Below are 22,316 nucleotides of genomic sequence, written 5' to 3'. Positions count from 1 at the left end.
CCCCTACCGAAACCTCAACTCCCACCGAAACCCCCACCCCCACACTCACGGAAACACCCGGTACAGACTTACCAGAAAATAATCCCATCCCGGAAACTACTCTCACACCAGAAATTACGCCTAGTAATTAGCGCGATTAACGCTAAATTAAAGATAGTCCAGCTATTTTCCGGTTGGGCTAAATTTTTTCATTTACAGTAATTATTCGTAAATAAATTGTCAAACACATTACTAATTACAGGAACTGATACGGGGGCTGGTAAAACTTTTTTGACTACCGCTCTAGCAGCCTATTGGCAAAAATATCGCCCTCAAAGCCGCTTGGGGATTATGAAACCCATTCAATCTGGGGAGGGTGACAAGGAGTTATATCAGTCACTTTTTACACTAAGTCAGACTCCAGAAGAACTCACGCCTTTGTATTTTCAAGCACCTCTAGCGCCACCCATTGCCGCTGCTAAGGAAAATCGGACTATAGATTTAGGTTTGGTTTGGCAAACTTTGTTAAAGTTGCAACAACGAAGTGATTTTTTGTTGGTGGAATCTTTGGGAGGGTTAGGTTCACCAGTTACGGATGAATTGACGGTAGCTGATTTAGCGGGTGAATGGCGTTTACCTACGGTTTTAGTTGTACCTGTGCGATTGGGTGCGATCGCTCAATCTGTGGCTAATGTAGCATTGGCAAGACAGGCTAAGATAAATTTGAAGGGAATTGTCCTTAATTGTACACAACCACGGTTTGATGAGGAAATAGCTGACTTAACACCACCGGAGTTAATTGAATCATTTACTCACATCCCCGTTTTAGGTTGTTTACCTTTTTTAGAAGATCCAAATAACCTAGTACAACTAGCGGAAGTTGGATCTAATTTAGACTGGGAAAGATTATTGTAGGTGACTGGGGACTGGGGACTGGGGACTGGTGACTGGTGACTGGTGACTGGGGACTGGTGACTGGGGAGTGGGGACTGGTGACTGGTGACTGGTGACTGGTGACTGGGGACTGGTGACTGGGGACTGGGGAGTGGGGACTGGTGACTGGTGACTGGGGAGTGGGGACTGGTGACTGGTGACTGGTGACTGGTGACTGGTGACTGGTGACTGGTGACTGGTGACTGGGAAGATGAATAACCCAATTACCAATTACCAATTACCAATTACCAATTACCAATTACCACCAATTACCCATTACCAATTACCAATTACCAATTACCAATTACCCATTACCAATTACCAATTACCACCAATTACCCATTACCCATTACCACCAATTACCAATTACCAATTACCAATTACCAATTACCCATTACCCATTACCAATTACCAATTACCCATTACCCATTATGATTTCTACTATCCCAAATTCTAATACTGAAAATCTTGCTAATGTGCGGTTACAAATTCGTGCTTTACAACCGCAGTTAATAGAATGGAGACGACGCATACATCAAAAACCAGAGTTAGGTTTTCAAGAAAAACTGACTGCTGAGTATATTTCCCAAAAGTTGCAAAGTTGGGGAATAGAACATCAAACCGGTATTGCGGAAACTGGCATTGTGGCTATTATCAAAGGTGAAAAATCTGGATCTGATAAAGTTTTAGGTATCCGTGCTGATATGGATGCTCTGCCAGTTAAAGAGGAAAATGAAGTACCTTATTGCTCCCAGCATGATGGAGTGATGCACGCTTGCGGACATGATGGACATACAGCGATCGCAATGGGTACAGCATACTACTTACAACAACATCGTCAAGAATTCAGCGGTACTGTAAAAATCATCTTCCAACCCGCAGAAGAAGGCCCAGGTGGTGCAAAACCGATGATTGAAGCTGGAGTCTTGAAAAACCCAGATGTTGATGCCATGATCGGTTTACATTTGTGGAATGATCTGCCAGTGGGGATTGTCGGAGTTCGTCCAGGTGCTTTTATGGCAGCTATCTCCTATTTTAACTGTACAATTTTAGGCAAAGGTGGACATGGTGCGCTACCTCATCAAACAGTTGATTCAGTGGTAGTTGCAGCCCAAATTGTCAACGCCTTGCAAACAATTGTAGCGCGGAACGTCAACCCCTTAGAATCAGCAGTAGTGACAATAGGTGAACTCCACGCCGGCACAAGAATGAATGTAATTGCTGATACAGCAAGGATGAGTGGATCTATCAGATATTTTAACACTGATTTAGCAGGATTTTTTGAAAAACGGATTGAACAAATTATTGCTGGAGTTTGTCAAACTCATGGCGCTAATTATGACTTAGAATATGTCAATCTTTATCCTCCAGTCATTAATGATCCAGAAATAGCAGAGTTAGTGAGAAGTGTAGCAGAAACAGTAGTAGAAACACCTGTGAATATTATCCCAGAATGTCAAATTATGGGTAGTGAAGATATGTCATTTTTCCTGCAAGAAGTTCCTGGTTGTTATTTCTTTTTAGGTTCTGCCAATGCTGAGAAAAAATTAAATTATCCTCATCATCATCCGCGTTTTGATTTTGATGAAACAGCGTTAGCTATGGGTGTAGAAATCTTTGTTAGATGTGTCGAGAAATTTTTGAACTAATCTAATCTAATGTGATAATTGTGGGATAGGCATCTTGCCTGTTCCTAAATTTTAATAATTTTATAATAATTTTATAATAATTTTATAAAATTTGTATAATTTATTCATTTATGGAATATAATAATGTATTAGTCACCATTGGCACGGTAAATTTTGATCAATTGGTAAATTTCTATATTCAGTTACTAGAACAAGAACCAAAAAAGATGATACCTAATGTTTATGCAGAGTTTAACATCCTGAGTTTAACTTTAGGTATATTTAAACCAAAGAAAAATGATGAATCAGAATTTGTAAGCAATAGCAAAAGTCCGCTAAGTTTGTGTATAGAAGTGAGTAATTTAGAAAATGCGATCGCACACCTCACATCTTTAGGTTATCCCCCACCGGGAAAGATTTCTATAGCATCCCACGGTAGAGAAATTTACGCTTATGACCCCGATGGCAATCGTTTAATATTACATCAAGGTTATTAACCCAAGTTGCTAGTTAGGAATAGGAGTCAGGAGTCAGGAGTCAGGAGTCAAGAGTCAGGAAAAAGAATGAATTATGATTGTGTTCCCTGCTTTATTGCTATCTACTTATCCTTGTTACTTCGATTTGAGAGCCTTTCTTGCATAACTAGCAACTTACGTTATTAGTTGTTAGTTATTAGTTATTAGTTATTTTTACCCAATCACCAGTCACCAGTCACCAATCACCAGTCACCAATCACCAATCACCAATCACCAATCACCAATCACCAATCACCAATGTCCATCACACAAAATTACAAATTAAATCTTATTCAATGGTATCCTGGCCACATTGCCAAAGCTGAAAAAAATCTCAAAGAACAGTTAAAAAGGGTAGATGTGATATTAGAAGTGAGGGATGCACGTATTCCCTTAGCTACAAACCATCCGCAAATGAATGAATGGGTGGGGAGTAAGTCGCGGGTGTTAGTAATTAACCGTTTAGATATGATTTACCCCCAAGTGCGATCGCTGTGGGTAGAATGGTTTAAAAGCCAAGAACAAGTCCCTTATTTTACTAATGCTCAACATGGTCAAGGTATCACAGCCATAGCTAAAGCAGCGCAAGCAGCAGGGGTAGAATTGAATGAACGCCGAAAACAAAGAGGAATGTTACCCCGTCCTGTCCGTGCAGTCGTCATTGGTTTTCCAAATGTGGGAAAATCAGCATTAATTAACCGTTTGTTAGGAAAGCGAGTTGTTGAAAGTGCAGCGCGTCCGGGAGTGACTCGTCAACTACGATGGGTGAGAATTTCTGAACAATTAGAATTATTAGATGCACCTGGTGTTATTCCTGCTAGATTAGATGATCAAGCAGCCGCAGTCAAATTAGCAATTTGTGATGATATTGGCGAAGCATCCTATGATAATCAATTAGTGGCGGCTGCTTTTGTAGATATTTTAAACGAACTGCAAGAAAGCCATCCTCATTTATTACCACCACACCCATTACTTTCACGCTACGAAGTTGATTCTATTATTCACACAGGAGAAGAATATTTGCACGTTCTCGCAGAACATCGTTATAAAGGAGATGTTGAACGCGCTGCTAGAACTTTAGTTAGCGATTTTCGCAAAGGACTTTTAGGTAATATACCTTTAGAAATTCCACCACATTGATTTGACAACGGTTTCCATATCTCCTGCCTTTGTTAAGCAACACCCAATTTTGATAGTAGCTGCTATCGTGAATGTGTGTAACACTAGGAAACTACCTGAAGTTAGTTTTTAACAGGAGATCAGGGAATGGCTATTGCTACCATTAATCCCGCTACGGGGGAAACTCTGAAAGTATTTGAACCGCTTGAGGATGGTGAAATAGCGGCTAAAGTGGAATTAGCCCAACAAAGTTTTCAGGAGTATCGTCAGACAAGTTTTGAGGAGCGATCGCAATGGTTACTCCAAGCAGCGAATATTTTAGAACAGGAAAAGGCTGATTTTGCCAAAATCATGACCTTGGAAATGGGTAAAACCTTAAAATCTGCGATCGCAGAAGTGGAAAAATGCGCCCTGGTTTGTCGTTATTATGCCGAAAATGCTGCCAGTTTCTTAGCTGATGTCTCAGTTAAAACCGATGCAAGTCATAGCTTCATAAAATATCAACCATTGGGGGTTATTCTCGCCGTTATGCCCTGGAATTTCCCTTTTTGGCAAGTTTTTCGGTTTGCAGCACCGGCATTAATGGCGGGCAATGTAGGTTTACTCAAACACGCCTCTAATGTCCCCCAATGTGCCTTAGCAATAGAAGATATTATCAACCGTGCAGGTTTTCCCCAAGGAGTTTTTCAAACATTATTAATAGGTGCTACAAAAGTAGCTGATTTAATGGCAGATGATCGGATCAAAGCTGCTACATTAACTGGAAGTGAACCCGCAGGTGCTTCTTTAGCGGTTGCATCTGGTAAACAAATTAAAAAAACTGTCTTAGAATTAGGGGGAAGTGACCCTTTTATAGTCTTAGAAAGTGCTGATTTAGAATTAGCAGTAGCCACCGCAGTCACAGCACGAATGATCAATAATGGTCAATCTTGTATCGCAGCTAAAAGGTTTATTATTGCTGATCAAATTGCCGATGAGTTTGAAAAAATGCTCTTAGCAAAATTTCAAACTTTGAAAATCGGTGATCCTTTGGCTGATGATACAGATATTGGACCATTAGCAACACCCGATATTCTCCAAGATTTAGAAAATCAGGTGAAAATTGCGGTAGAAAATGGTGCTAAAGTCCTCACAGGTGGTAATGCTTTAAAAGATCAACCTGGCAATTTTTACCCACCTACTATTATTATAGATATCCCGGTAGAACATCCTATTGCAAAGGAAGAATTTTTTGGACCAGTGGCTTTATTATTCCGAGTTAGGGATATTAATGAAGCGATCAAATTAGCTAATGATATACCCTTTGGGTTAGGTGCAAGTGCCTGGACAAATAATGAAGCAGAAAAAAATCGCCTCATTCAAGAAATTGAAGCCGGGGCAGTATTTATTAATGGCATGGTTAAATCTGATCCGCGTTTACCTTTTGGGGGTATTAAACGTTCTGGATATGGAAGAGAGTTAAGTATTCAAGGTATTCATGAATTTGTGAATATCAAGACAGTTTGGATGAGGTGACAGGTGACAGGTGACAGGTGACAGTAAGAAGGCAAAAGGCAAAAGTTTAAAAATTCATTCTTTCTTCTTCCTCCTGACTCCTGACTCCTGACTCCTTTAATTATTACTTTGAGGAAATAATCATGAATACTGCTGAATTATTGGTACAGTGTTTAGAAAATGAAGGTGTACAGTACGTTTTTGGTTTACCTGGTGAGGAAAACCTGCACGTTTTAGAAGCTTTAAAAAAATCCTCCATTCAATTTATTACCACTCGTCATGAACAAGGTGCTGCATTCATGGCCGATGTTTATGGGAGGTTAACTGGTAAGGCGGGGGTTTGTCTTTCTACTCTTGGTCCTGGTGCTACTAATTTAATGACTGGTGTAGCTGATGCTAACCTGGATGGTGCGCCATTAGTAGCTATTACCGGACAGGTGGGAACAGATAGAATGCACATTGAGTCTCATCAATATTTAGATTTGGTGGCTATGTTTGCCCCGGTTACTAAATGGAATAAACAGATAGTTAGACCGAGTATTACACCAGAAGTAGTCAGAAAAGCCTTCAAGCGATCGCAAACAGAAAAACCTGGTGCTGTTCACATTGACTTACCAGAAAATATTGCAGCCATGCCTGTAGAAGGCAAACCTTTACAAAGAGATCACATTGAAAAAACCTATGCAGCTTTTGCTAGTATTCGCGCTGCATCTGCGGTTATTTCCCAAGCAGTAAACCCGATCATTTTAGTAGGAAATGGAGCAATTCGCGCCCAAGCTAGTGACGCTGTCACCCAATTTGCTACCCAATTAAATATTCCTGTTGTTAATACCTTTATGGGTAAAGGAGTAATTCCCTATACCCATCCTTTGGCTTTATGGTCTGTAGGATTACAACAAAGAGATTTTATCACCTGTGGTTTTGATCATGCAGATTTAGTCATAGCAATTGGTTATGATTTAATTGAATTTTCGCCTAAAAAATGGAATCCTGAAGGTAATATTCCCATTGTCCATATTGCAGCTACTTCCTCAGAAATTGATAGTAGTTATATTCCCAAAGTGGAAGTAGTAGGGGATATTTCTGATGCACTGAATGAAATTTTAAAAGTCGCTGATAGACAAGGTAAACCTAATCCTTATGCTATTAGTTTACGTCCAAATATTCGCGCAGATTATGAAAGATATGCCAATGATGATGGATTTCCCATTAAACCACAAAAATTAATTTATGATTTGCGGCAGGTAATGGGACCCGATGATATTGTAATTTCTGATGTCGGCGCACATAAAATGTGGATGGCTAGACATTATCATTGTCATAGTCCGAACACTTGCATTATTTCTAATGGTTTTGCCGCAATGGGAATTGCTATTCCTGGCGCTTTAGCTGCTAAATTAGTCTATCCCAATCATAAAGTTGTCGCTGTCACCGGTGACGGTGGTTTTATGATGAACTGTCAAGAATTAGAAACAGCTTTGCGAGTGGGTACTGCTTTTGTCACCTTAATTTTTAATGATGGTGGCTATGGTTTAATTGAGTGGAAACAGGAAAATCAATTTGGTAAAGGTAACGCTGCTTTTGTCCATTTTGGAAATCCTGATTTTGTTAAATTGGCGGAAAGTATGGGTTTAAAAGGTTATCGCGTTGAGTCTGTAACTGATTTAATTCCTGTTTTAAAAGAAGCTTTAATTCAAGATGTCCCTGCTGTTATAGATTGTAGGGTAGACTATCGAGAAAATCGCAAGTTTACGCAAAAAGCTGATGAGTTAAGTTGTGAGATTTAAGTGATTAGTAATTGGTGATTCAACTCGTTCCCAGTCTCTGACTGGGAATGCTATATAGAGTCTCTGACTCTAGTATACAGCAGAAGGCAGAGCCTTCAATTATTCATGCCCATACAGAGTATGGGAACGAGAATAAATTAGCAGGTAAAGATTTTGAGATTACGGAAGAATATTTTTAGTTTTTTTAATCAAAGAGGTAAATTATGACTGATATTTATGAATTAATGAAAAGAATTAAATCCCGTCCAGGAATGTATTTAGGTAAACCTTATGTGACTCGAATAAAAGCATTTTTAGATGGTTATATAGGTGCAAGAAATGATTTGGGTTTTCCTCTCAAAGAACAGGAAGAAACTTTGAATAGGTTTCAACAATGGATACAGTCAAGATATAATATTAAATCTTCTCAGTCTTGGGCTGATATCATTTTATTTTATTCTGTTGATGAAACGGATGGGTTAAATAAATTTTTTGATTTGTTTGATAAGTTTATGAACGAGGAAAATGAATTTGGTGGGTTATCAAGTGAAGTTGAGATGATATCTAAGATTTAAGGATGTACAGGATGTTATTTTATATCCTTAAAAATAACATCTGATATAATCAAGATTAACCAAAAAAGCAGACATCTAAACTTCACTAACTTTAATTTTTTCTTTGTGTCCTCTGTGCCTCTGTGGTTCGTTAAAAAAAGTTATCTACCATCAATAAAAAATAAAAAATATCAAAAATAGAACGCGGATGAACGCCGATAAGCACAGATAAACCAAATCCTGTAAATCCTAAAATCCTGGATATTATCATTCTGACAAACTTATGATTGCTATTAAACATCAACTGACACTAGAAGAATTTCTCAACCTTGCAGAAGAGGATATCACTTATGAATTAGTTAACGGGGAAGCAATACCAAAAATGTCACCAAAAAGATTCCATTCTCGATTAACTATTGCATTATGTTTAATTCTCACACAATGGGCAGAAAATAAAGGGGAAGTAGGTATAGAATGGGCAGTTATTTTAAAACTTTGCAGTAAAGATTGGGTCCCTGTTCCAGATTTATTATATGTTTCTTATTCCCGTTTTCTGAGTGATGTCATTGAAAATGAACCTTGTCCTATTCCCCCAGATTTAGTAATAGAAATTATCTCACCTGATCAATCTTTTGGAGAAATGAGTGCCAAAGCTACAAATTATCTAGATGCAGGTGTAATGAGGGTTTGGGTAATAGATCCGAAAGCGAAAACTGTCACTATATTTTATCCTGATGCACGTCCCCAAACAAAACGGGGTAATGATAGTTTAGAAGATTCTCTATTTCCAGGTTTGGTAATTTCAGCAGAACAAATTTTTCAACAAGCGGGTATTCCTTAAAGTTAGGGAATAGGGAATAGGAAATAGGAAATAATTATTTACCCATTACCCATTACCCATTACCCATTACCCGTTACCAACATCTTTTAAATTGTATCAGGATCTACTCCTAATTCTCTCAATTTCTGCACTAATAATTGAGCGCGGTTTTCAGATTCTTGGGCGCGATTTTCGGCTTCTTGGGCGCGATTTTCGGCTTCTTGGGCGCGTCTTTGTGCTTCTTCTTTTTCTAATTTCTCCCTTGCAGCACGTTCATCACCTGTAGGTATTACCATTCCTTGTTGATCACACCAACGTAACCAAATATCATTTCTCCCTTCAAATTCTCCTTCCCAAAATGTCACACCTAAGTTAATATCTGATAACCAGGTTTCTGAGGTTTTTGCATAATGTCTACCGACTAATTGATAAATGTGTAATTTTTCTTCTCCTAGTTCTTGATTCGGATCGTAAACTAGATAATAGTTGACTTTCATTCTTTCGTATATTTTCAGTTTTTTGGTGAGTTCTTCCCCTTCTTGGTTAGAAACTATTTCCATGACTAATTCTGGTGATTTACCAAATTTCCACACCATGTAACAACGATTTTGTTTTTTCCACCATTCTTCGGGAGTTTGCACATCAAAACTAATAAAGACATCGGGTACTATTGCAGGTTCTCCATCGGTATGATAAATTCCTACGTTGGCTTCTATTAAACAAGGTTGTAATTCTAAATCACTGTAAAGCGAACTAACTAAAAGTCGTTGTTGTTTTGCAGATGGAAAGTTATCCACAGGTGTATCGTCTTCTGTAATCAGTAAATTAGCATCTGGAATATAGTGATCATCAACTTTGTCTAAAAGTTGTTCAGTCATGATTTTTATTCACTTATTCAATAGCGTTATTTTAATTATACTTGGTATTAAAGTTTCGCGCAAATGCACAAAGAAGCAAAGTGCAAAGTAAGAAGATAATTGATGGAATTATGATCAAAAAAGTTGCTTTTATAGATTCCTGTCATAAATAAATATTCTGACTCCTGTACGGGTTTAGCAGTGCTACACCCTTACTGACTCCTCACTTCTGATAAAAAATGTTAAATTTTCCTCAGTCTGCGATAATCTTTCCAAGTATTGATGTCAATAAGCACGCAAGTTGAGGATATCGCTGTGACTAAGTTTTTATTTGTAACTGATCTAGATAATACTCTTGTTGGTGATGATCAAGCTTTGCTAGAATTGAGCGATCGCCTCGAAAATCATCGTCAACAACATGGTACAAAAATAGTCTACTCTACAGGTCGCTCTCCGATTCTCTACCGCGAATTGCAACAGGAAAAGAACCTCATCCCACCTGATGCACTGGTTTTATCTGTGGGTACGGAAATTTATCTCGATGGTAGCGATACTCCCGATCCCCAATGGTCAAAAATTCTTGCTCCCGGATGGCAAAGGGAATCTATACTGGAGATTACCCAAAAATTCCCCGAATTGGAATTACAACCAGAATCCGAACAACGTCTTTTTAAGGTCAGTTTTTTCTTAGAAGAAAAACTTGCAAGTATTATACCACAACTTGAGGCAGAATTGCAAAAACTTCAACTTAATATTAAATTAATTTATAGTAGCGGTATAGACCTTGACATTTTGCCCCTTACCAGCGATAAAGGTCAAGCAATGCAGTTTCTACGACAAAAGTGGCAATTTGCAGCCGAGCAGACTGTTGTTTGTGGTGATTCAGGTAATGATATTGCTTTATTCGCAGTAGGTGAGGAACGGGGTATCATTGTCGGTAATGCTAGACCAGAATTACTACAATGGCACAATCAGTATCCTGCTGAATATCGTTACTTAGCACAAAAGCATTGTGCTGCGGGGATTATGGAAGGATTAAAATACTTTAAGTTCCTAAAATGATAAGCTATCTCAAAGGTATTGTGGCTGGTGTGCAAACGGTTAGCGCGAATCGCACGATTCTCACGTTAGAGGTAAATGGCATTGGGTATGATTTACAAATCCCCCAACGTCTCGCTAACCAATTAAGTAATACTGGTGATGTGGTACAAATTTTTACCCATTACCAGATTCGGGAAGAAGTTCCTGTACTCTATGGGTTTTCTTCCCCTGCGGAAAGAGATTTATTTCGTCACCTGCTGTCTGTAAGTGGTATTGGTTCAGCTTTAGCGATCGCTCTTTTGGATACTTTGGAATTACCAGAGTTAGTACAGGCGATCATTGCTGCTAATATTAATATGCTCATTCAAACCCCTGGTGTGGGTAAGAAAACTGCTGAACGCTTATCTTTAGAACTCAAAAGTAAACTGATTGAGTGGCGTAAGTCAGCAGGGTTTTTTGTGGCTACCGGTGGTCCAGCACCAGGTATTTTGGAAGAAGTGCAAATGACTCTCTTTGCTTTGGGTTACACTCCCCATGAAGTTAGTCATGCTTTGCACGTTGTTAGCGAAGATATCGGTTTAACTAAAGATGCCTATGTGGAGGATTGGATTAAACAAGCGATCGCTCATCTTAGCAGTAGTGAAGTAGTTCAGATGGCTGGTGACAGGTGACAGGTGACAGCTTTGGTCTTTTTAACGAACCGCAAAGTACGCAAAGGACACAAAGGAAAGAAGGTTACAGAGGTATTTTGCGTGCGTCATCAGTAAATTATCTGTTTATTTGTGTTGAAAATTGGGACTTGGGAATTAGAAAATCCAAAATCTAAAATCTAAAATCCAAAATGAGTAATCCTTACGCTTGGATACAGGAATCACTAACAACTATTCATCGGGCTGATTGGTATCGTTCTGTACAAACTATTGGCAGTCTACCCGGTGCGGTTGTGCTGTTATCTGGGCAAGAGGTGATTAATTTTGCTAGTAACGATTATTTGGGATTAGCAGCAGATGAAAATTTAAAAACATCTGCTATTCAAGCTATTCAACAATTCGGTACTGGCAGCACTGGTTCTAGATTACTCACTGGACATCGGGAATTACACAGGGAATTGGAACAGGCGATCGCATCTACCAAACAAACACAAGACGCTGTAGTATTTAGTTCTGGTTATTTAGCAAATCTCGGTACAATTACTGCTTTGGTGGGAAAGCGAGATTTAATTTTATCAGATCAATATAACCATTCCAGTTTAAAAAATGGGGCAATTCTTAGCGGTGCAACCATCATAGAATATCCCCATTGTGATATTCTGGCGTTGACGGCAAAGTTAAACCAAGAACGTCAAAAATACCGACGTTGTTTGATTATCACCGACAGCGTTTTTAGTATGGATGGTGATTTGTGTCTTCTTCCAGAACTGTTGGATCTAGCAGACGAATATAGTTGTATGCTGCTGATAGATGAAGCACACGCTACCGGAGTTATGGGAAAAACGGGGGCGGGTTGTGTGGATCATTTTGGTTGTACAGGCAGAGAGTTAATCCAAGTTGGCACGTTAAGCAAAGCTTTGGGAAGTTTAGGCGGTTATGTGGCGGGAAGTCATCAATTAATTGACTTTCTCAAAAACCGCGCACCTAGTTGGATATACACTACTGCCCTATCACCAGCAGACACAGCAGCAGCTTTAGCAGCAATTCAGATAGTACAACAACAACCAGAACGCCGTCAGCGATTATGGTCAAATGTTGATTATTTAAAACATTTGGTTACGGAAAATTTAACTAAGTTAACACTTAACTTAAAAATCTTACCTTCCCAATCTCCGATCTTCTGTTTTCAATTACCTGATGCAGCTACAGCTTTAACAGCAGGTAAGAAGCTAAAGGAAGCGGGTATTTTTGCTCCTGCCATCCGTCCTCCCACAGTACCAACAAGTCGTATTAGAGTTACAATTATGGCAACCCATGAAAAAGAGCATATTAATAAGTTAGTGAATAGTTTAGGAAGTGTATTAAAAGAAGTGTAGTTAGAAAATAATTCCTGCTGGTTATTGGAAGATATATAACTCCCTTGGATCATACCAGAAAAAAAGTGTATGTCAATATCAATCGCTGAAAAAACCAAAACTCGTTAAATAGTTGAGAATTTATAGCAATAATCTTGAGAATGGCTAGGGTTTATTGCGAAAATGAGGGTGCAAAACTTTTTTGGCACATTTCATATTTAAAAAGCTTATCAAATGTTTCCATCCCCTTGCGGGGAAAAGGTTATGAAAAACAAGAAAAAGAACAGGTTCTTCAAGAGGCCAAGGCTGAGGAATGGTTTCCATCCCCTTGCGGGGAAAAGGTTATGAAAAACCCTATACTCACGGAAACCTTGTTACATTTAGCTTTCAAAGGGCATTTGCGCCAAGCTACGGAAACAAAGATGTAACAAGCAAAGTCAGTATTTAATTTTCTTGGTACAGATTGCTGTTTCCAGCCAATAAAAATAATTTAACCGAAAAACTCCCAGATGTCAACCCAAAAAACCAACATTTTCTCAAAATCACAGAACATTACTAAATGTAAATCTTTATAGCTGCTTGCGCCAAACTTATCAAAGTTCTTAACATTCCGTTACAATCCCGCAAACAACGAAATATTAAGGATATTGGTAGTTAAAAAGCTGTATTTTCCCCAGTTCTCAAATTTACAAAAGTTAACCAAGTGGGTGTGAAAAATTGTCGTTATGACAAAGCAGGAGGCAGAAGGAAAAAGCAAAGTCAAACCACTGACTCCTGACTCCTGTACGGGCGTTCGCGAAGCGTGCTGGAAGCATCGGCATTCGGACGATAAATTATCAATTTTTGTCCCAGGTTATTTTCCTGTAAGGGCGAAGCATTCGGACGATAAATTATCAATTTTTATCACAGGCTATTTTCCTGTAAGGGCGAAGCATTCGGACGATAAATTATCAATTTTTATCACAGGCTATTTTCCTGTAAGGGCGAAGCATTCGGACGATAAATTATCAATTTTTATCACATTTTATCACAGGCTATTTTCCTGTAAGGGCGAAGCATTCGGACGATAAATTATCAATTTTTATCACAGGCTATTTTCCGAATGCTTCGCCCCTACGACTCCTGACTCCTTGAACTGCAAAAGTGAGAAAATCTTCCCAAGTTGCTTCTACCCAAGTATCAGTGGGGATAGTTGTTAAAACTAAAGGAGAGTTAACCATAATTAATCACTGTATGCTGTTCTTATTTAGTCTAACTCCAAAGATTGATCAATGTGGTGATAGTTAAAAGTTAATTTTTCCCAATCACCAATCACCAATCACCAATCACCAATCACCAACTTACTCTTTATACTTCTTTTCAACTTGCAAATATTGAGGAACACCCATCAAATTTTGAAAATCTTGAAAACCCATCAAACCCGATAAATTAGCTGTATTTCCCTGTTCTTTTAGATGTTGAAAACAATTACTCATTACTTCAGTGACAACCATCAGCGCAGTCAAGGGAAAAAAGACAATTTTAAAACCCAAACTTTGTAATTCTGCGGTTGTAATTTCCGGTGTTTTTCCACCTTCCACAATATTAGCAACTAAAGGAATATCAGGAAAAGAATCAGCAATAATTTCTAATTCTCTCACAGATTGGGGAGCTTCGATAAACAAAACATCTGCACCCGCATTAATATAAGATTTTCCCCGTTCAATAGCTGCTTCTAAACCCAACGGTGCGCGTGCATCAGTTCGGGCTATAATTACCAAATCACTATCACCACGAGCATCTACAGCAGCACGAATTTTTCCCGCGTGTTCCTGCATAGAAATAACTCGCTTACCTTCAAAATGACCACATTTTTTAGGCCATTCTTGATCCTCCAAAATTATGCCCGCTAAACCAATTTGTACCGCATCTTTTACCGTCCGCATCACGTTTAAAGCATTACCATAACCAGTATCACAATCAGCAATTAATGGTATATTAATTGATTGAGCTATTCTTCCCACACTATAGAACATTTCCGTAGCAGTGAGAAAACCATAATCAGGTAAACCCAAGGTAGAAGCAGCAATACCAAAACCGCTAGTAGCAGCAACTGGAAAACCCGTTTTCTCTACTAACTTCGCACTCAGACAGTCATAGACACCGGGAATAACAATAATTTCCGAACCTGCGAGTAATTCCCGCAATTTTTGAGAAGTAGACATCACTAAAATCATACAGTGAACATCTTTAATAATACCTTAATTTCACGGTTTAATAGATATTTTTCGTCAGTTATAATAATTTAAGGTAAAGGAATTTTCTCTGCAATTCTTCGTGGTCGTTTTTGCATAATTTTGAGCATTTACTGAATGTTAGAAAAACTCAGATTAGCAAGATGAGCTTTTATTCCCAAACTTCGCAAATCAAAGTAAATCGGTAAACCACAGAAAATATCAAAACCTCCTCCCATCCCCCCAATGAGTAAGTTTTTGCAGTTAGCGATTTGGTTAAGGATAGGTAAATTTAAGTTCATATTTGTTTATGAAATAATGGTTGTCAATATCTACTATAAAATCTCATATTATGATAACCTAAAAACAGATACCCGATTTCTTCAAGAAGTCGGGGATATATCCACTTTCTAACCTACTGACCAATTACTCATTACCAAGATATGACCAATAACAATAATTTCCATTAAATAATTTACTTTCCCGTCAATGCTTGGAACGTTACGCCCAAAGTTACATCAATTCACATTTTTACCCCCCTAACACCATGCTGGATGGTAATATAGATCGAAAACATTGCATTCAAACACAAAAACAAACTATTGAACGTCTCACCAATTTAGGCATAATTTGAAGAATAAATAATTCTCTAATCCCTAGTCCCTGTTCCTGCCAATGACAAAACCCATAGAAGTCCGCAACCCCCGCACAGGTAAATTTGATTATGTCATCATTCCCCCACCCCCGAAATTGCTTTCTCAGCAATGTCATCGACTCCGTAGGGGACAAAATGCTTGGCAAGAAATCGGTATAGAAGGTAGAATTGACGCATTAAAACAATGGAAACAAGCGATATTAACAGAACGCAAATTATTAACAGATACCTTGGTCAATGATACAGGTAGATTAGCAACATCAATATTAGAAATAGACTCTTTTTTAAATAGCATTGATAGATGGTGTAATTTAGCCCCCCAGCTATTACAAGAAACCGCCAAAAATACATCTATTCCCTTTATTGCTTTACATCAAACTGCTGTTCCTTACCCCCTAGTTGGTGTAATTAGCCCTTGGAATTTTCCCCTTTTATTATCTACAATTGATACAATTCCCGCCTTATTAGCTGGTTGTGCGGTGATAGTAAAACCGAGTGAAATTACACCCCGGTTTGTTGCACCTTTAACGAAAACATTAAACACAATTCCCCATTTAAGAGATGCCTTAAATTTTGTCGAAGGTGCAGGACAAACAGGAGCGGCTTTAATAGAAGAAGTAGATTTAATTTGTTTTACAGGTAGTGTAGAAACAGGAAGAGTAGTAGCAGAAACTGCCGCTAGAAACTTCATTCCCGCATACTTAGAATTAGGTGGAAAAGATCCCGCAATTGTCTTAGAATCAGCAGATTTAGATTTAGCAACTTCCGCAATTGTCTGGGGTTCTGTCGTCAACACAGGACAATCATGTTTATCAATTGAAAGAATTTATGTAGCTGAATCTATATATGAAGAATTTTATCATTTATTAGTCACAAAAGCCCATCGTTTGCAACTAGCTTATCCTACAATTGAAAGCGGAGAAATAGGACCAATCATTTCTGAAAAACAAGCAGCAATTATTAACGAACATTTAAAAGATGCCGTTGACAAAGGAGCAATAATTCACTGTGGTGGTAAAGTAGAAGAAATAGGTGGTGGTTGGTGGTGTCGTCCCACAGTAATCACCAACGTTCACCATTTTATGAAAATCATGAACGAAGAAACCTTTGGTCCAATTATGCCAATAATGCCTTTTTCTAGTATAGAAGAAGCCATAGATTTAGCCAATGATTCTATTTATGGATTGAGTGCTGCTATATTTGCAGAATCAGCAGAATTAGCATTAGAAATTGGAATGCAATTAGATGTAGGAGCTATTAGTATTAATGATGCCGGTTTAACAGCTATAATGCACGAAGGAGAAAAAAATGCTTTTAAATTTTCTGGTTTAGGAGCTTCGCGCATGGGTCCTGCTGGTTTAAAACGCTTCCTCAGAAAAAAAGCCTTTTTGATTAAAATGAACACCAGTAAAGATCCTTGGTGGTTTCATGATTCAGAATAGGTGACAGGTGATAGGTGATAGGTGATAGGTGATAGGTGACAGGTGACAGGTGACAGGTTACAGGTTACAGAAAGAAATCTAACAATTACCAATTACCAATTACCAATTACCAATTACCAATTACCAATTACCAAAATCACGATGTGGTTCATTTACCTGAAAATAGCTGTAATTTAGTATGATAACTACTTATTCACCAACAAGGTAAAAGCATGGCAAAAAGCGACAAAATCAACTTTTCCACTCCTAGCGGTTTTCCCGAATTTCTTCCCAGCGAAAAGCGTCTCGAAGTATATTTATTAGATATAATTCGTAAAGTTTTTGAAAGTTATGGTTTTACACCCATTGAAACCCCAGCAGTAGAAAGGTTAGAAGTGCTGCAAGCCAAGGGCAATCAAGGTGATAATATAATATATGGTATTGATCCAATTTTACCACCAAATCGCCAAGCAGAAAAAGATAAATCTGGGGAAACAGGTTCAGAAGCAAGAGCTTTAAAATTTGATCAAACTGTTCCTTTTGCTGCTTATATTGCCCGGCATTTAAATGAATTAACTTTTCCCTTTGCGCGTTATCAAATGGATGTAGTTTTTCGGGGAGAACGAGCAAAAGATGGACGGTTTCGGCAGTTTCGCCAATGTGATATTGATGTTGTGGCTCGTGGTAAACTCAGTTTATTGTATGATGCCCAAATGCCAGCAATTATCACCGAAATATTTGAAGCTATTAATATCGGTGATTTTGTCATTCGCATCAACAACCGAAAAATTCTCACTGGTTTCTTTCAATCTGTAGGAGTCGCTGAAAACCAAATTAAAGCTTGTATTGGCATCATTGATAACTTAGAAAAAATCGGCGAAGCGAAAGTTAAACAAGAATTAGAAAAAGAAGGTATTTCTTTAGAACAAACAGAGAAAATCATTGAGTTTATCAAAATTGATGGTAGCGTTGATGATGTCTTAGATAAACTCAAATATCTAGGTTTAAACTTACCATCAGCCGAAGAATTTAATTTAGGAGTCAGTGAACTAGAAACCGTAATTAATGGAGTCAGAGATTTAGGAGTTGCTGATAAACGTTTCTGTATTGATTTATCTATTGCTCGTGGTTTAAACTATTATACAGGAACTGTTTACGAAACAAGTTTAATTGGACATGAAGCTTTAGGTAGTATTTGTTCTGGTGGCAGATATGAAGAATTAGTAGGAATGTTTTTAGGGGAAAAAATGCCGGGTGTTGGCATTTCTATCGGCTTAACGCGGTTAATTAGTCGCTTGTTAAAAGCAGGGATTTTGAATACATTACCACCCACACCAGCGCAGGTAATGGTAGTGAATATGCAGGAAGATTTAATGCCTGTTTATTTAAAGGTATCACAACAATTAAGACAAGCAGGAATTAACGTTGTTACCAATTTTGATAAAAAACAATTGGGTAAACAATTTCAAGCCGCAGATAAACAGGGAATTAGATTTTGTGTGATCATTGGTGCTGATGAAGCAGCAGCGGAAAAATCATCACTCAAAGATTTACAAACAGGTGAACAAATAGAAGTTGCTTTAGCAAATTTAGCTGAAGAAATTAAACAAAGGTTAGGTATAATTACATCAGTGTAATAAGTACCTAAACCTTCGTTTATGCGCTTTTTACGTGGTTTATTCGACAAGTTGATGGGCTTTTTCCAATAAAATTAATAGCAATGTCCAGTATTTTAATTTTATTGGACATTGCTAAATAATGAACCACGAAAAATCTTTCAACAAAGGTGTTCCCGAAGGGTAGAACACGAAGAGAAGAAGATAGATAATCTTACGCGAAAGGGAACGAAAGTAGGGGTAATTCATGAATTACCCCTACGCAAAGTTTTCATATCTTTAGACCACAGTAAGGGCGAAGCATTCGGATGATAGTCTTAGGTAAAAACCGATAATTAATTGTCCGAATGCTGATGCTTCCAGCACGCTTCGCGAACGCCCCTACATTGTTGACGCGAAACCTAAATCAAAATGTGGTTTATTTACCTGAAAATAGCTGTAAATTATCAACGTGGGGTGAAACACCTGATGGGTATAACACTACATCCAATATTCACAAGATCAGAAATATAATAATTGATGAATTGATTCCTTTGGCTAGGTATCAATTAATTAGGGCGATCGCACAACCATAGTAAAACTATCAAGTAAAACTATAACGGAACTGCGATCGCTTCTTTTATCAATTGATAATTGATAATTGATAATTGATAATTGATAACAACATCAATGAAGAATACATCAGAAAACACTTTAAAAACTGCTCAACAAGCATTTGAGCATTTTAAACAAGGACTAGAAACCGGTGAATGGCAAAATTTTCTTGATATGCTTACCGATGATTTTACCTTTTGGTTTCCAATGGGTAAATTTCAAGGTTTAAATACAGGTAAAGAACGAGCAAAAGAATTTTTTGAATATGTTTCTGAAGCTTTTAAACCAGGACTAAAGCTAACTTCTTTAGACAATATTACCCGCAACGAAAAAACAGTTATTTTTGAATTTCGTGATGAAGGCAACTTATTTGGACAACCTTATAAAAATCGGGTTGCAGTTGCCTTTGATGTGCGCGGTGATAAAATTTGCAGCTACAGAGAATACTTTGGTAGTGATGGTAAATCGTATTAAAGTCATTAGTTATTAGTCATTAGTTATTATTCAAAAACTTTTCCTCCCCTCCTGACTCCTGACTCCTGACTCCTATTTAATATTAATTTTTTTCAGCATCTAAACCATTAATTTCTCGACATTTAACCTCAGCAGCTTGATAAGCATCCAAATATTTTTGATCACCTAACATTACATCCCCATAATATTCATAAGGTGCATCACCATAAATGGGTAAAGGATCATCTTCTGGATAATCTTCTTCTGATTCTTCAATAATTGCTTTCAGCTTTTTCACCGTCAAACTTTGAGCAGGAAAATACCAAATGTTCTCTGCTTTTCTTTTTAAATGAGGAAAAGTCGGATCAATAATTACATTTTCTAACTCAATCCAAGCGTGTTCAACAGGTTTGAATGGATGACCACTAAAAACTATAAAACCTTGAACATACTTTGCACCCTCAGTTACTAAAACTGCTTTATAAGCATTATCAAAAGGTTTTTTCGCTTTACTTTTGATACTTTCGGCAATTTGCAAAGACAGTGATTCATCTAATAATTGATTCATGGTGACAATTATCTTCCTTTAATACAATCAACTCTATCATCTCTTAATTTTTGCTCTTGTAACCAAATTTTTCTCAATTCATTAACAAGAGAAATATAAAAAAATAGATAAAAATTGCTTATATTTCGCCTTTAGCCGTTCTCTCGTCTCTCTTTCCCAGTATCCGACTAGGAATGCCATCATAGAGGCTCTGCATCTGCTATTATTGAAAGCAGAACCTTCCAGAATTAATGGGAGCATCCTTAACGGGTGACAAGACGGTTGAAGATGAGATGTGGCAATAATTTGAGAAAATAAGGGGGGTAAAAAAATAGGGGCAAGGAAATGTATGCAATAGGTGGTTTCAATCCCTAATAGGGAGTAATTTGAATTGCAATTTGTATTTGAACCATCAAAAGGAATTAGACAGAGAAAATAATTTGTTTCAATCCCTAATAGGAGTAATTTGAATTGCAATTTATTAGCCAATGAAAGCAGAGGTTGGCAATATTTTAAGTTTCAATCCCTAATAGGGAGTAAGTAGGTAGGCGTTAAAATTTATCGTTATGGCAAGGCAAAAGGCAAGAGGGAAGAGACTTTCAGGGGATTTACCTTTTGTAACATACCTCGGTTTTTTCAAGCCGACTTACTTAATTTGAATTGCAATAGCAGGAGGCTGAAACCCAGTCTGTGTAAGGTGCGCGAGGGTCTAGAGAACATGAATAGCCTCAAAGTCAAGCCTATCAAGAGATACAGGCATTTTTTGACAACATCCATTTTTTACACCCACCCCCTCGCGCAAACAAAAGAAAAACAGCAACAGGCAAACTGTCACCTGTCACCTATTTACCCAAGTCAGGAAAAACCTCTTGTACAGCAGGATGTACTAAACGATGATTTTTCACATTCAAACCTTTACCTAAAGCGGGGTTAACTTCTAAAGCTTTCACACCCAAATTAGCCAACTGCACAACATAAGGCAAGGTACTATTATTTAAAGCTTGAGTAGAAGTCCAAGGTACAGCACCGGGCATATTAGGAACGCCATAATGTACCACACCTTCATCAATATATACTGGATTGGTGTGAGATGTGGCGTGTAATGTTTCCACACATCCACCTTGATCAACAGCCACATCCACAATTACCGAACCAGGACGCATTTGTTTCACCAATTCACGAGATACTAAAATAGGTGCTTTTTTACCTGGTATTAACACTGCACCAATGACTAAATCAGCTTCTTTAACTGCGGTTTCAATGTGGGCAGAATTGCTATAAAGTAATTCTACTCTAGAACCAAATAAAGTTTCTAAATAAGATAGCCGTTCTACATTGACATCTAAAATTTGTACTCCAGCACCCATACCTACAGCAATTTTAGCGGCTTCTGTTCCCACAACACCACCGCCTAAAATGACGACTTTACCAGGTTTAACTCCAGGTACACCGCCTAAAAGTACACCTCTACCACCTTGTTGACGTTCTAGAAATCTTGCCCCAAATTGTACAGCTAACCGTCCTGCAATAATGCTCATGGGCGTGAGCAAAGGTAGTCTATTTACTCCTGGTTGTTCTACAGTTTCATAGGCGATCGCACAAGTTCCAGCATCAATCAAATTTTCTGTTAATTGCCGATCAGCCGCTAAATGTAAATAAGTAAATAATAACAGGTCTTCTCGCAAAAACTTATACTCTGTTTTTAAAGGTTCTTTGACCTTAACAACCATCTCCCGATGCCATGCAGATTCTGCTGTATCAACAATTTTTGCTCCCGCACTACGGTAATCATCATCTGTAAATCCAGCACCATCACCAGCCATAGTTTCTACAAACACAGTATGACTGCTTTCCGTGAGAACCCGCACACTAGAAGGACTCAAACCCACCCGAAATTCTTGATCTTTAGTTTCTTTAGGTACACCGATTTCCATTTATTTATAACCTCTAATTAACCTGCTATATAAAACCTAGACAAAACTAGACTTTACTTTCTACTTCAACGGGAGCATGGCAGCGGTTATCCCTCAGTAGACTTTCACGCCTTAGCCAGACGCGATAAATTAATTGCAGCGTTTAGATCCCTATCTATTTCAAAACCGCAGT

At 38.0% G+C, this 22,316-nt stretch carries 24 protein-coding genes and 1 pseudogene; 18 read left to right on the top strand and 7 right to left on the bottom strand.

The annotated features are described in order from the left end of the window. Positions 1–216: 216 nt before the first annotated feature. On the top strand, positions 217–894 hold the full coding sequence (bioD, locus tag H5968_RS21310) for a dethiobiotin synthase (RefSeq protein WP_187041555.1): 678 nt from the start codon (positions 217–219) through the stop codon (positions 892–894). On the opposite strand, the gene H5968_RS21305 is transcribed toward bioD, so the two are convergent. Beyond that, on the bottom strand, positions 792–1,136 hold the full coding sequence (locus tag H5968_RS21305; RefSeq protein ID WP_187041554.1) for a hypothetical protein: 345 nt from the start codon (positions 1,134–1,136) through the stop codon (positions 792–794). The genes bioD and H5968_RS21305 overlap by 103 nt on opposite strands. Between H5968_RS21305 and H5968_RS21300 the strand changes: the two genes are divergently transcribed. From H5968_RS21300 to H5968_RS21265, 8 genes are all read left to right on the top strand, one after another. Next, complete coding sequence (locus H5968_RS21300) at positions 1,124–1,369, top strand: hypothetical protein (protein ID WP_187041553.1); 246 nt, start codon at positions 1,124–1,126, stop codon at positions 1,367–1,369. The two genes, H5968_RS21305 and H5968_RS21300, sit on opposite strands and share 13 nt — an antisense overlap. Continuing rightward, positions 1,344–2,561 (top strand): M20 family metallopeptidase, encoded by a 1,218-nt coding sequence (locus H5968_RS21295; protein ID WP_187041552.1) that lies wholly within the window; start codon positions 1,344–1,346, stop codon positions 2,559–2,561. The genes H5968_RS21300 and H5968_RS21295 overlap by 26 nt, the downstream gene beginning before the upstream one ends. 110 nt (positions 2,562–2,671) lie before the next feature. Next, a complete protein-coding gene (locus H5968_RS21290) occupies positions 2,672–3,037 on the top strand; it encodes a VOC family protein (RefSeq protein WP_137669546.1) in 366 nt (121 codons plus the stop codon). Positions 3,038–3,313: 276 nt separating this feature from the next. Beyond that, on the top strand, positions 3,314–4,195 hold the full coding sequence (ylqF, locus tag H5968_RS21285; protein ID WP_096569666.1) for a ribosome biogenesis GTPase YlqF: 882 nt from the start codon (positions 3,314–3,316) through the stop codon (positions 4,193–4,195). Between the two features lie 126 nt (positions 4,196–4,321). Further along, positions 4,322–5,689: an NAD-dependent succinate-semialdehyde dehydrogenase gene (locus H5968_RS21280; RefSeq protein ID WP_187041551.1), complete on the top strand. Its 1,368-nt coding sequence runs from the start codon at positions 4,322–4,324 to the stop codon at positions 5,687–5,689. Positions 5,690–5,811: 122 nt separating this feature from the next. Further along, the gene (locus tag H5968_RS21275; RefSeq protein ID WP_187041550.1) at positions 5,812–7,455 is read left to right on the top strand and encodes an acetolactate synthase large subunit; all 1,644 of its coding nucleotides are present in this window, start codon (positions 5,812–5,814) and stop codon (positions 7,453–7,455) included. A 203-nt stretch (positions 7,456–7,658) separates the two neighbouring features. Next, positions 7,659–8,009 (top strand): hypothetical protein, encoded by a 351-nt coding sequence (locus H5968_RS21270; protein ID WP_187041549.1) that lies wholly within the window; start codon positions 7,659–7,661, stop codon positions 8,007–8,009. Positions 8,010–8,271: 262 nt separating this feature from the next. Next, positions 8,272–8,829, top strand: coding sequence for a Uma2 family endonuclease (locus H5968_RS21265; protein ID WP_187041548.1), 558 nt, complete (start codon positions 8,272–8,274; stop codon positions 8,827–8,829). Between the two features lie 86 nt (positions 8,830–8,915). On the opposite strand, the gene H5968_RS21260 is transcribed toward H5968_RS21265, so the two are convergent. Next, positions 8,916–9,686 (bottom strand): Uma2 family endonuclease, encoded by a 771-nt coding sequence (locus H5968_RS21260; protein WP_187041547.1) that lies wholly within the window; start codon positions 9,684–9,686, stop codon positions 8,916–8,918. 294 nt (positions 9,687–9,980) lie between these two features. On the opposite strand from H5968_RS21260, the gene H5968_RS21255 reads away from it, so the two are divergent. From H5968_RS21255 to H5968_RS21235, 5 genes are all read left to right on the top strand, one after another. Beyond that, entirely contained in the window at positions 9,981–10,727 is a 747-nt protein-coding gene (locus H5968_RS21255) for a sucrose-phosphate phosphatase (protein WP_187041546.1), read from the top strand. Next, on the top strand, positions 10,724–11,377 hold the full coding sequence (ruvA, locus tag H5968_RS21250) for a Holliday junction branch migration protein RuvA (RefSeq protein ID WP_187041545.1): 654 nt from the start codon (positions 10,724–10,726) through the stop codon (positions 11,375–11,377). The genes H5968_RS21255 and ruvA overlap by 4 nt, the downstream gene beginning before the upstream one ends. Positions 11,378–11,547: 170 nt before the next feature. Further along, positions 11,548–12,732 carry an 8-amino-7-oxononanoate synthase gene (gene bioF, locus H5968_RS21245; RefSeq protein WP_187041544.1) on the top strand — a complete coding sequence of 395 codons (1,185 nt, stop codon included), beginning with the start codon at positions 11,548–11,550 and terminating at the stop codon, positions 12,730–12,732. 140 nt (positions 12,733–12,872) lie between these two features. Then, positions 12,873–13,139, top strand: a complete 267-nt coding sequence (locus H5968_RS21240) for a hypothetical protein (protein WP_187041543.1) — start codon at positions 12,873–12,875, stop codon at positions 13,137–13,139. A 297-nt stretch (positions 13,140–13,436) separates the two neighbouring features. Beyond that, complete coding sequence (locus H5968_RS21235) at positions 13,437–13,781, top strand: hypothetical protein (RefSeq protein WP_187041542.1); 345 nt, start codon at positions 13,437–13,439, stop codon at positions 13,779–13,781. 21 nt (positions 13,782–13,802) lie between these two features. On the opposite strand, the gene H5968_RS21230 is transcribed toward H5968_RS21235, so the two are convergent. The 3 genes from H5968_RS21230 to H5968_RS21220 all read right to left on the bottom strand — a co-directional run bounded on the left by H5968_RS21230 (position 13,803) and on the right by H5968_RS21220 (position 15,226). After that, positions 13,803–13,931 carry a hypothetical protein gene (locus H5968_RS21230; protein ID WP_255427218.1) on the bottom strand — a complete coding sequence of 43 codons (129 nt, stop codon included), beginning with the start codon at positions 13,929–13,931 and terminating at the stop codon, positions 13,803–13,805. A gap of 120 nt (positions 13,932–14,051) precedes the next feature. Then, positions 14,052–14,915 carry an oxaloacetate decarboxylase gene (locus H5968_RS21225; RefSeq protein WP_187041541.1) on the bottom strand — a complete coding sequence of 288 codons (864 nt, stop codon included), beginning with the start codon at positions 14,913–14,915 and terminating at the stop codon, positions 14,052–14,054. A 140-nt stretch (positions 14,916–15,055) separates the two neighbouring features. Beyond that, positions 15,056–15,226, bottom strand: a complete 171-nt coding sequence (locus H5968_RS21220) for a hypothetical protein (protein WP_187041540.1) — start codon at positions 15,224–15,226, stop codon at positions 15,056–15,058. 164 nt (positions 15,227–15,390) lie between these two features. Between H5968_RS21220 and H5968_RS25875 the strand changes: the two are divergent. From H5968_RS25875 to H5968_RS21205, 4 genes and pseudogenes are all read left to right on the top strand, one after another. Then, positions 15,391–15,558, top strand: a pseudogene (locus H5968_RS25875) (nitrilase); the annotation flags it as partial. A 41-nt stretch (positions 15,559–15,599) separates the two neighbouring features. Further along, positions 15,600–17,021 (top strand): aldehyde dehydrogenase family protein, encoded by a 1,422-nt coding sequence (locus H5968_RS21215; RefSeq protein WP_187041539.1) that lies wholly within the window; start codon positions 15,600–15,602, stop codon positions 17,019–17,021. A 212-nt stretch (positions 17,022–17,233) separates the two neighbouring features. Then, complete coding sequence (gene hisS / locus H5968_RS21210; RefSeq protein WP_187041538.1) at positions 17,234–18,637, top strand: histidine--tRNA ligase; 1,404 nt, start codon at positions 17,234–17,236, stop codon at positions 18,635–18,637. A gap of 648 nt (positions 18,638–19,285) precedes the next feature. Then, on the top strand, positions 19,286–19,684 hold the full coding sequence (locus H5968_RS21205; protein ID WP_187041537.1) for a nuclear transport factor 2 family protein: 399 nt from the start codon (positions 19,286–19,288) through the stop codon (positions 19,682–19,684). A gap of 82 nt (positions 19,685–19,766) precedes the next feature. Here the strand turns inward: H5968_RS21205 and H5968_RS21200 are convergent, their stop codons facing one another. Beyond that, positions 19,767–20,231: a hypothetical protein gene (locus tag H5968_RS21200; protein ID WP_187041536.1), complete on the bottom strand. Its 465-nt coding sequence runs from the start codon at positions 20,229–20,231 to the stop codon at positions 19,767–19,769. 821 nt (positions 20,232–21,052) lie between these two features. Beyond that, positions 21,053–22,144 carry an alanine dehydrogenase gene (gene ald, locus H5968_RS21195; RefSeq protein WP_137668626.1) on the bottom strand — a complete coding sequence of 364 codons (1,092 nt, stop codon included), beginning with the start codon at positions 22,142–22,144 and terminating at the stop codon, positions 21,053–21,055. Positions 22,145–22,316: the final 172 nt, after the last annotated feature.

This window comes from Sphaerospermopsis sp. LEGE 00249, assembly GCF_014299995.1.
Classification (GTDB): domain Bacteria; phylum Cyanobacteriota; class Cyanobacteriia; order Cyanobacteriales; family Nostocaceae; genus Sphaerospermopsis; species Sphaerospermopsis kisseleviana.
This window is presented reverse-complemented; position numbering and strand designations above follow the sequence as displayed.

What these genes read in the sequence shown, in the direction of transcription:
- H5968_RS21300 (WP_187041553.1), top strand. Translation starts at nt 1,124, where the DNA reads ATGAATAACCCAATTACCAATTACCAATTACCAATTACCAATTACCAA.
- H5968_RS21295 (WP_187041552.1), top strand. Translation starts at nt 1,344, where the DNA reads ATGATTTCTACTATCCCAAATTCTAATACTGAAAATCTTGCTAATGTG.
- H5968_RS21290 (WP_137669546.1), top strand. Translation starts at nt 2,672, where the DNA reads ATGGAATATAATAATGTATTAGTCACCATTGGCACGGTAAATTTTGAT.
- ylqF (WP_096569666.1), top strand. Translation starts at nt 3,314, where the DNA reads ATGTCCATCACACAAAATTACAAATTAAATCTTATTCAATGGTATCCT.
- H5968_RS21280 (WP_187041551.1), top strand. Translation starts at nt 4,322, where the DNA reads ATGGCTATTGCTACCATTAATCCCGCTACGGGGGAAACTCTGAAAGTA.
- H5968_RS21275 (WP_187041550.1), top strand. Translation starts at nt 5,812, where the DNA reads ATGAATACTGCTGAATTATTGGTACAGTGTTTAGAAAATGAAGGTGTA.
- H5968_RS21270 (WP_187041549.1), top strand. Translation starts at nt 7,659, where the DNA reads ATGACTGATATTTATGAATTAATGAAAAGAATTAAATCCCGTCCAGGA.
- H5968_RS21265 (WP_187041548.1), top strand. Translation starts at nt 8,272, where the DNA reads ATGATTGCTATTAAACATCAACTGACACTAGAAGAATTTCTCAACCTT.
- H5968_RS21260 (WP_187041547.1), bottom strand. Translation starts at nt 9,686, where the DNA reads ATGACTGAACAACTTTTAGACAAAGTTGATGATCACTATATTCCAGAT.
- ruvA (WP_187041545.1), top strand. Translation starts at nt 10,724, where the DNA reads ATGATAAGCTATCTCAAAGGTATTGTGGCTGGTGTGCAAACGGTTAGC.
- bioF (WP_187041544.1), top strand. Translation starts at nt 11,548, where the DNA reads ATGAGTAATCCTTACGCTTGGATACAGGAATCACTAACAACTATTCAT.
- H5968_RS21240 (WP_187041543.1), top strand. Translation starts at nt 12,873, where the DNA reads ATGGCTAGGGTTTATTGCGAAAATGAGGGTGCAAAACTTTTTTGGCAC.
- H5968_RS21235 (WP_187041542.1), top strand. Translation starts at nt 13,437, where the DNA reads ATGACAAAGCAGGAGGCAGAAGGAAAAAGCAAAGTCAAACCACTGACT.
- H5968_RS21230 (WP_255427218.1), bottom strand. Translation starts at nt 13,931, where the DNA reads ATGGTTAACTCTCCTTTAGTTTTAACAACTATCCCCACTGATACTTGG.
- H5968_RS21225 (WP_187041541.1), bottom strand. Translation starts at nt 14,915, where the DNA reads ATGTCTACTTCTCAAAAATTGCGGGAATTACTCGCAGGTTCGGAAATT.
- H5968_RS21220 (WP_187041540.1), bottom strand. Translation starts at nt 15,226, where the DNA reads ATGAACTTAAATTTACCTATCCTTAACCAAATCGCTAACTGCAAAAAC.
- H5968_RS21215 (WP_187041539.1), top strand. Translation starts at nt 15,600, where the DNA reads ATGACAAAACCCATAGAAGTCCGCAACCCCCGCACAGGTAAATTTGAT.
- hisS (WP_187041538.1), top strand. Translation starts at nt 17,234, where the DNA reads ATGGCAAAAAGCGACAAAATCAACTTTTCCACTCCTAGCGGTTTTCCC.
- H5968_RS21205 (WP_187041537.1), top strand. Translation starts at nt 19,286, where the DNA reads ATGAAGAATACATCAGAAAACACTTTAAAAACTGCTCAACAAGCATTT.
- H5968_RS21200 (WP_187041536.1), bottom strand. Translation starts at nt 20,231, where the DNA reads ATGAATCAATTATTAGATGAATCACTGTCTTTGCAAATTGCCGAAAGT.
- ald (WP_137668626.1), bottom strand. Translation starts at nt 22,144, where the DNA reads ATGGAAATCGGTGTACCTAAAGAAACTAAAGATCAAGAATTTCGGGTG.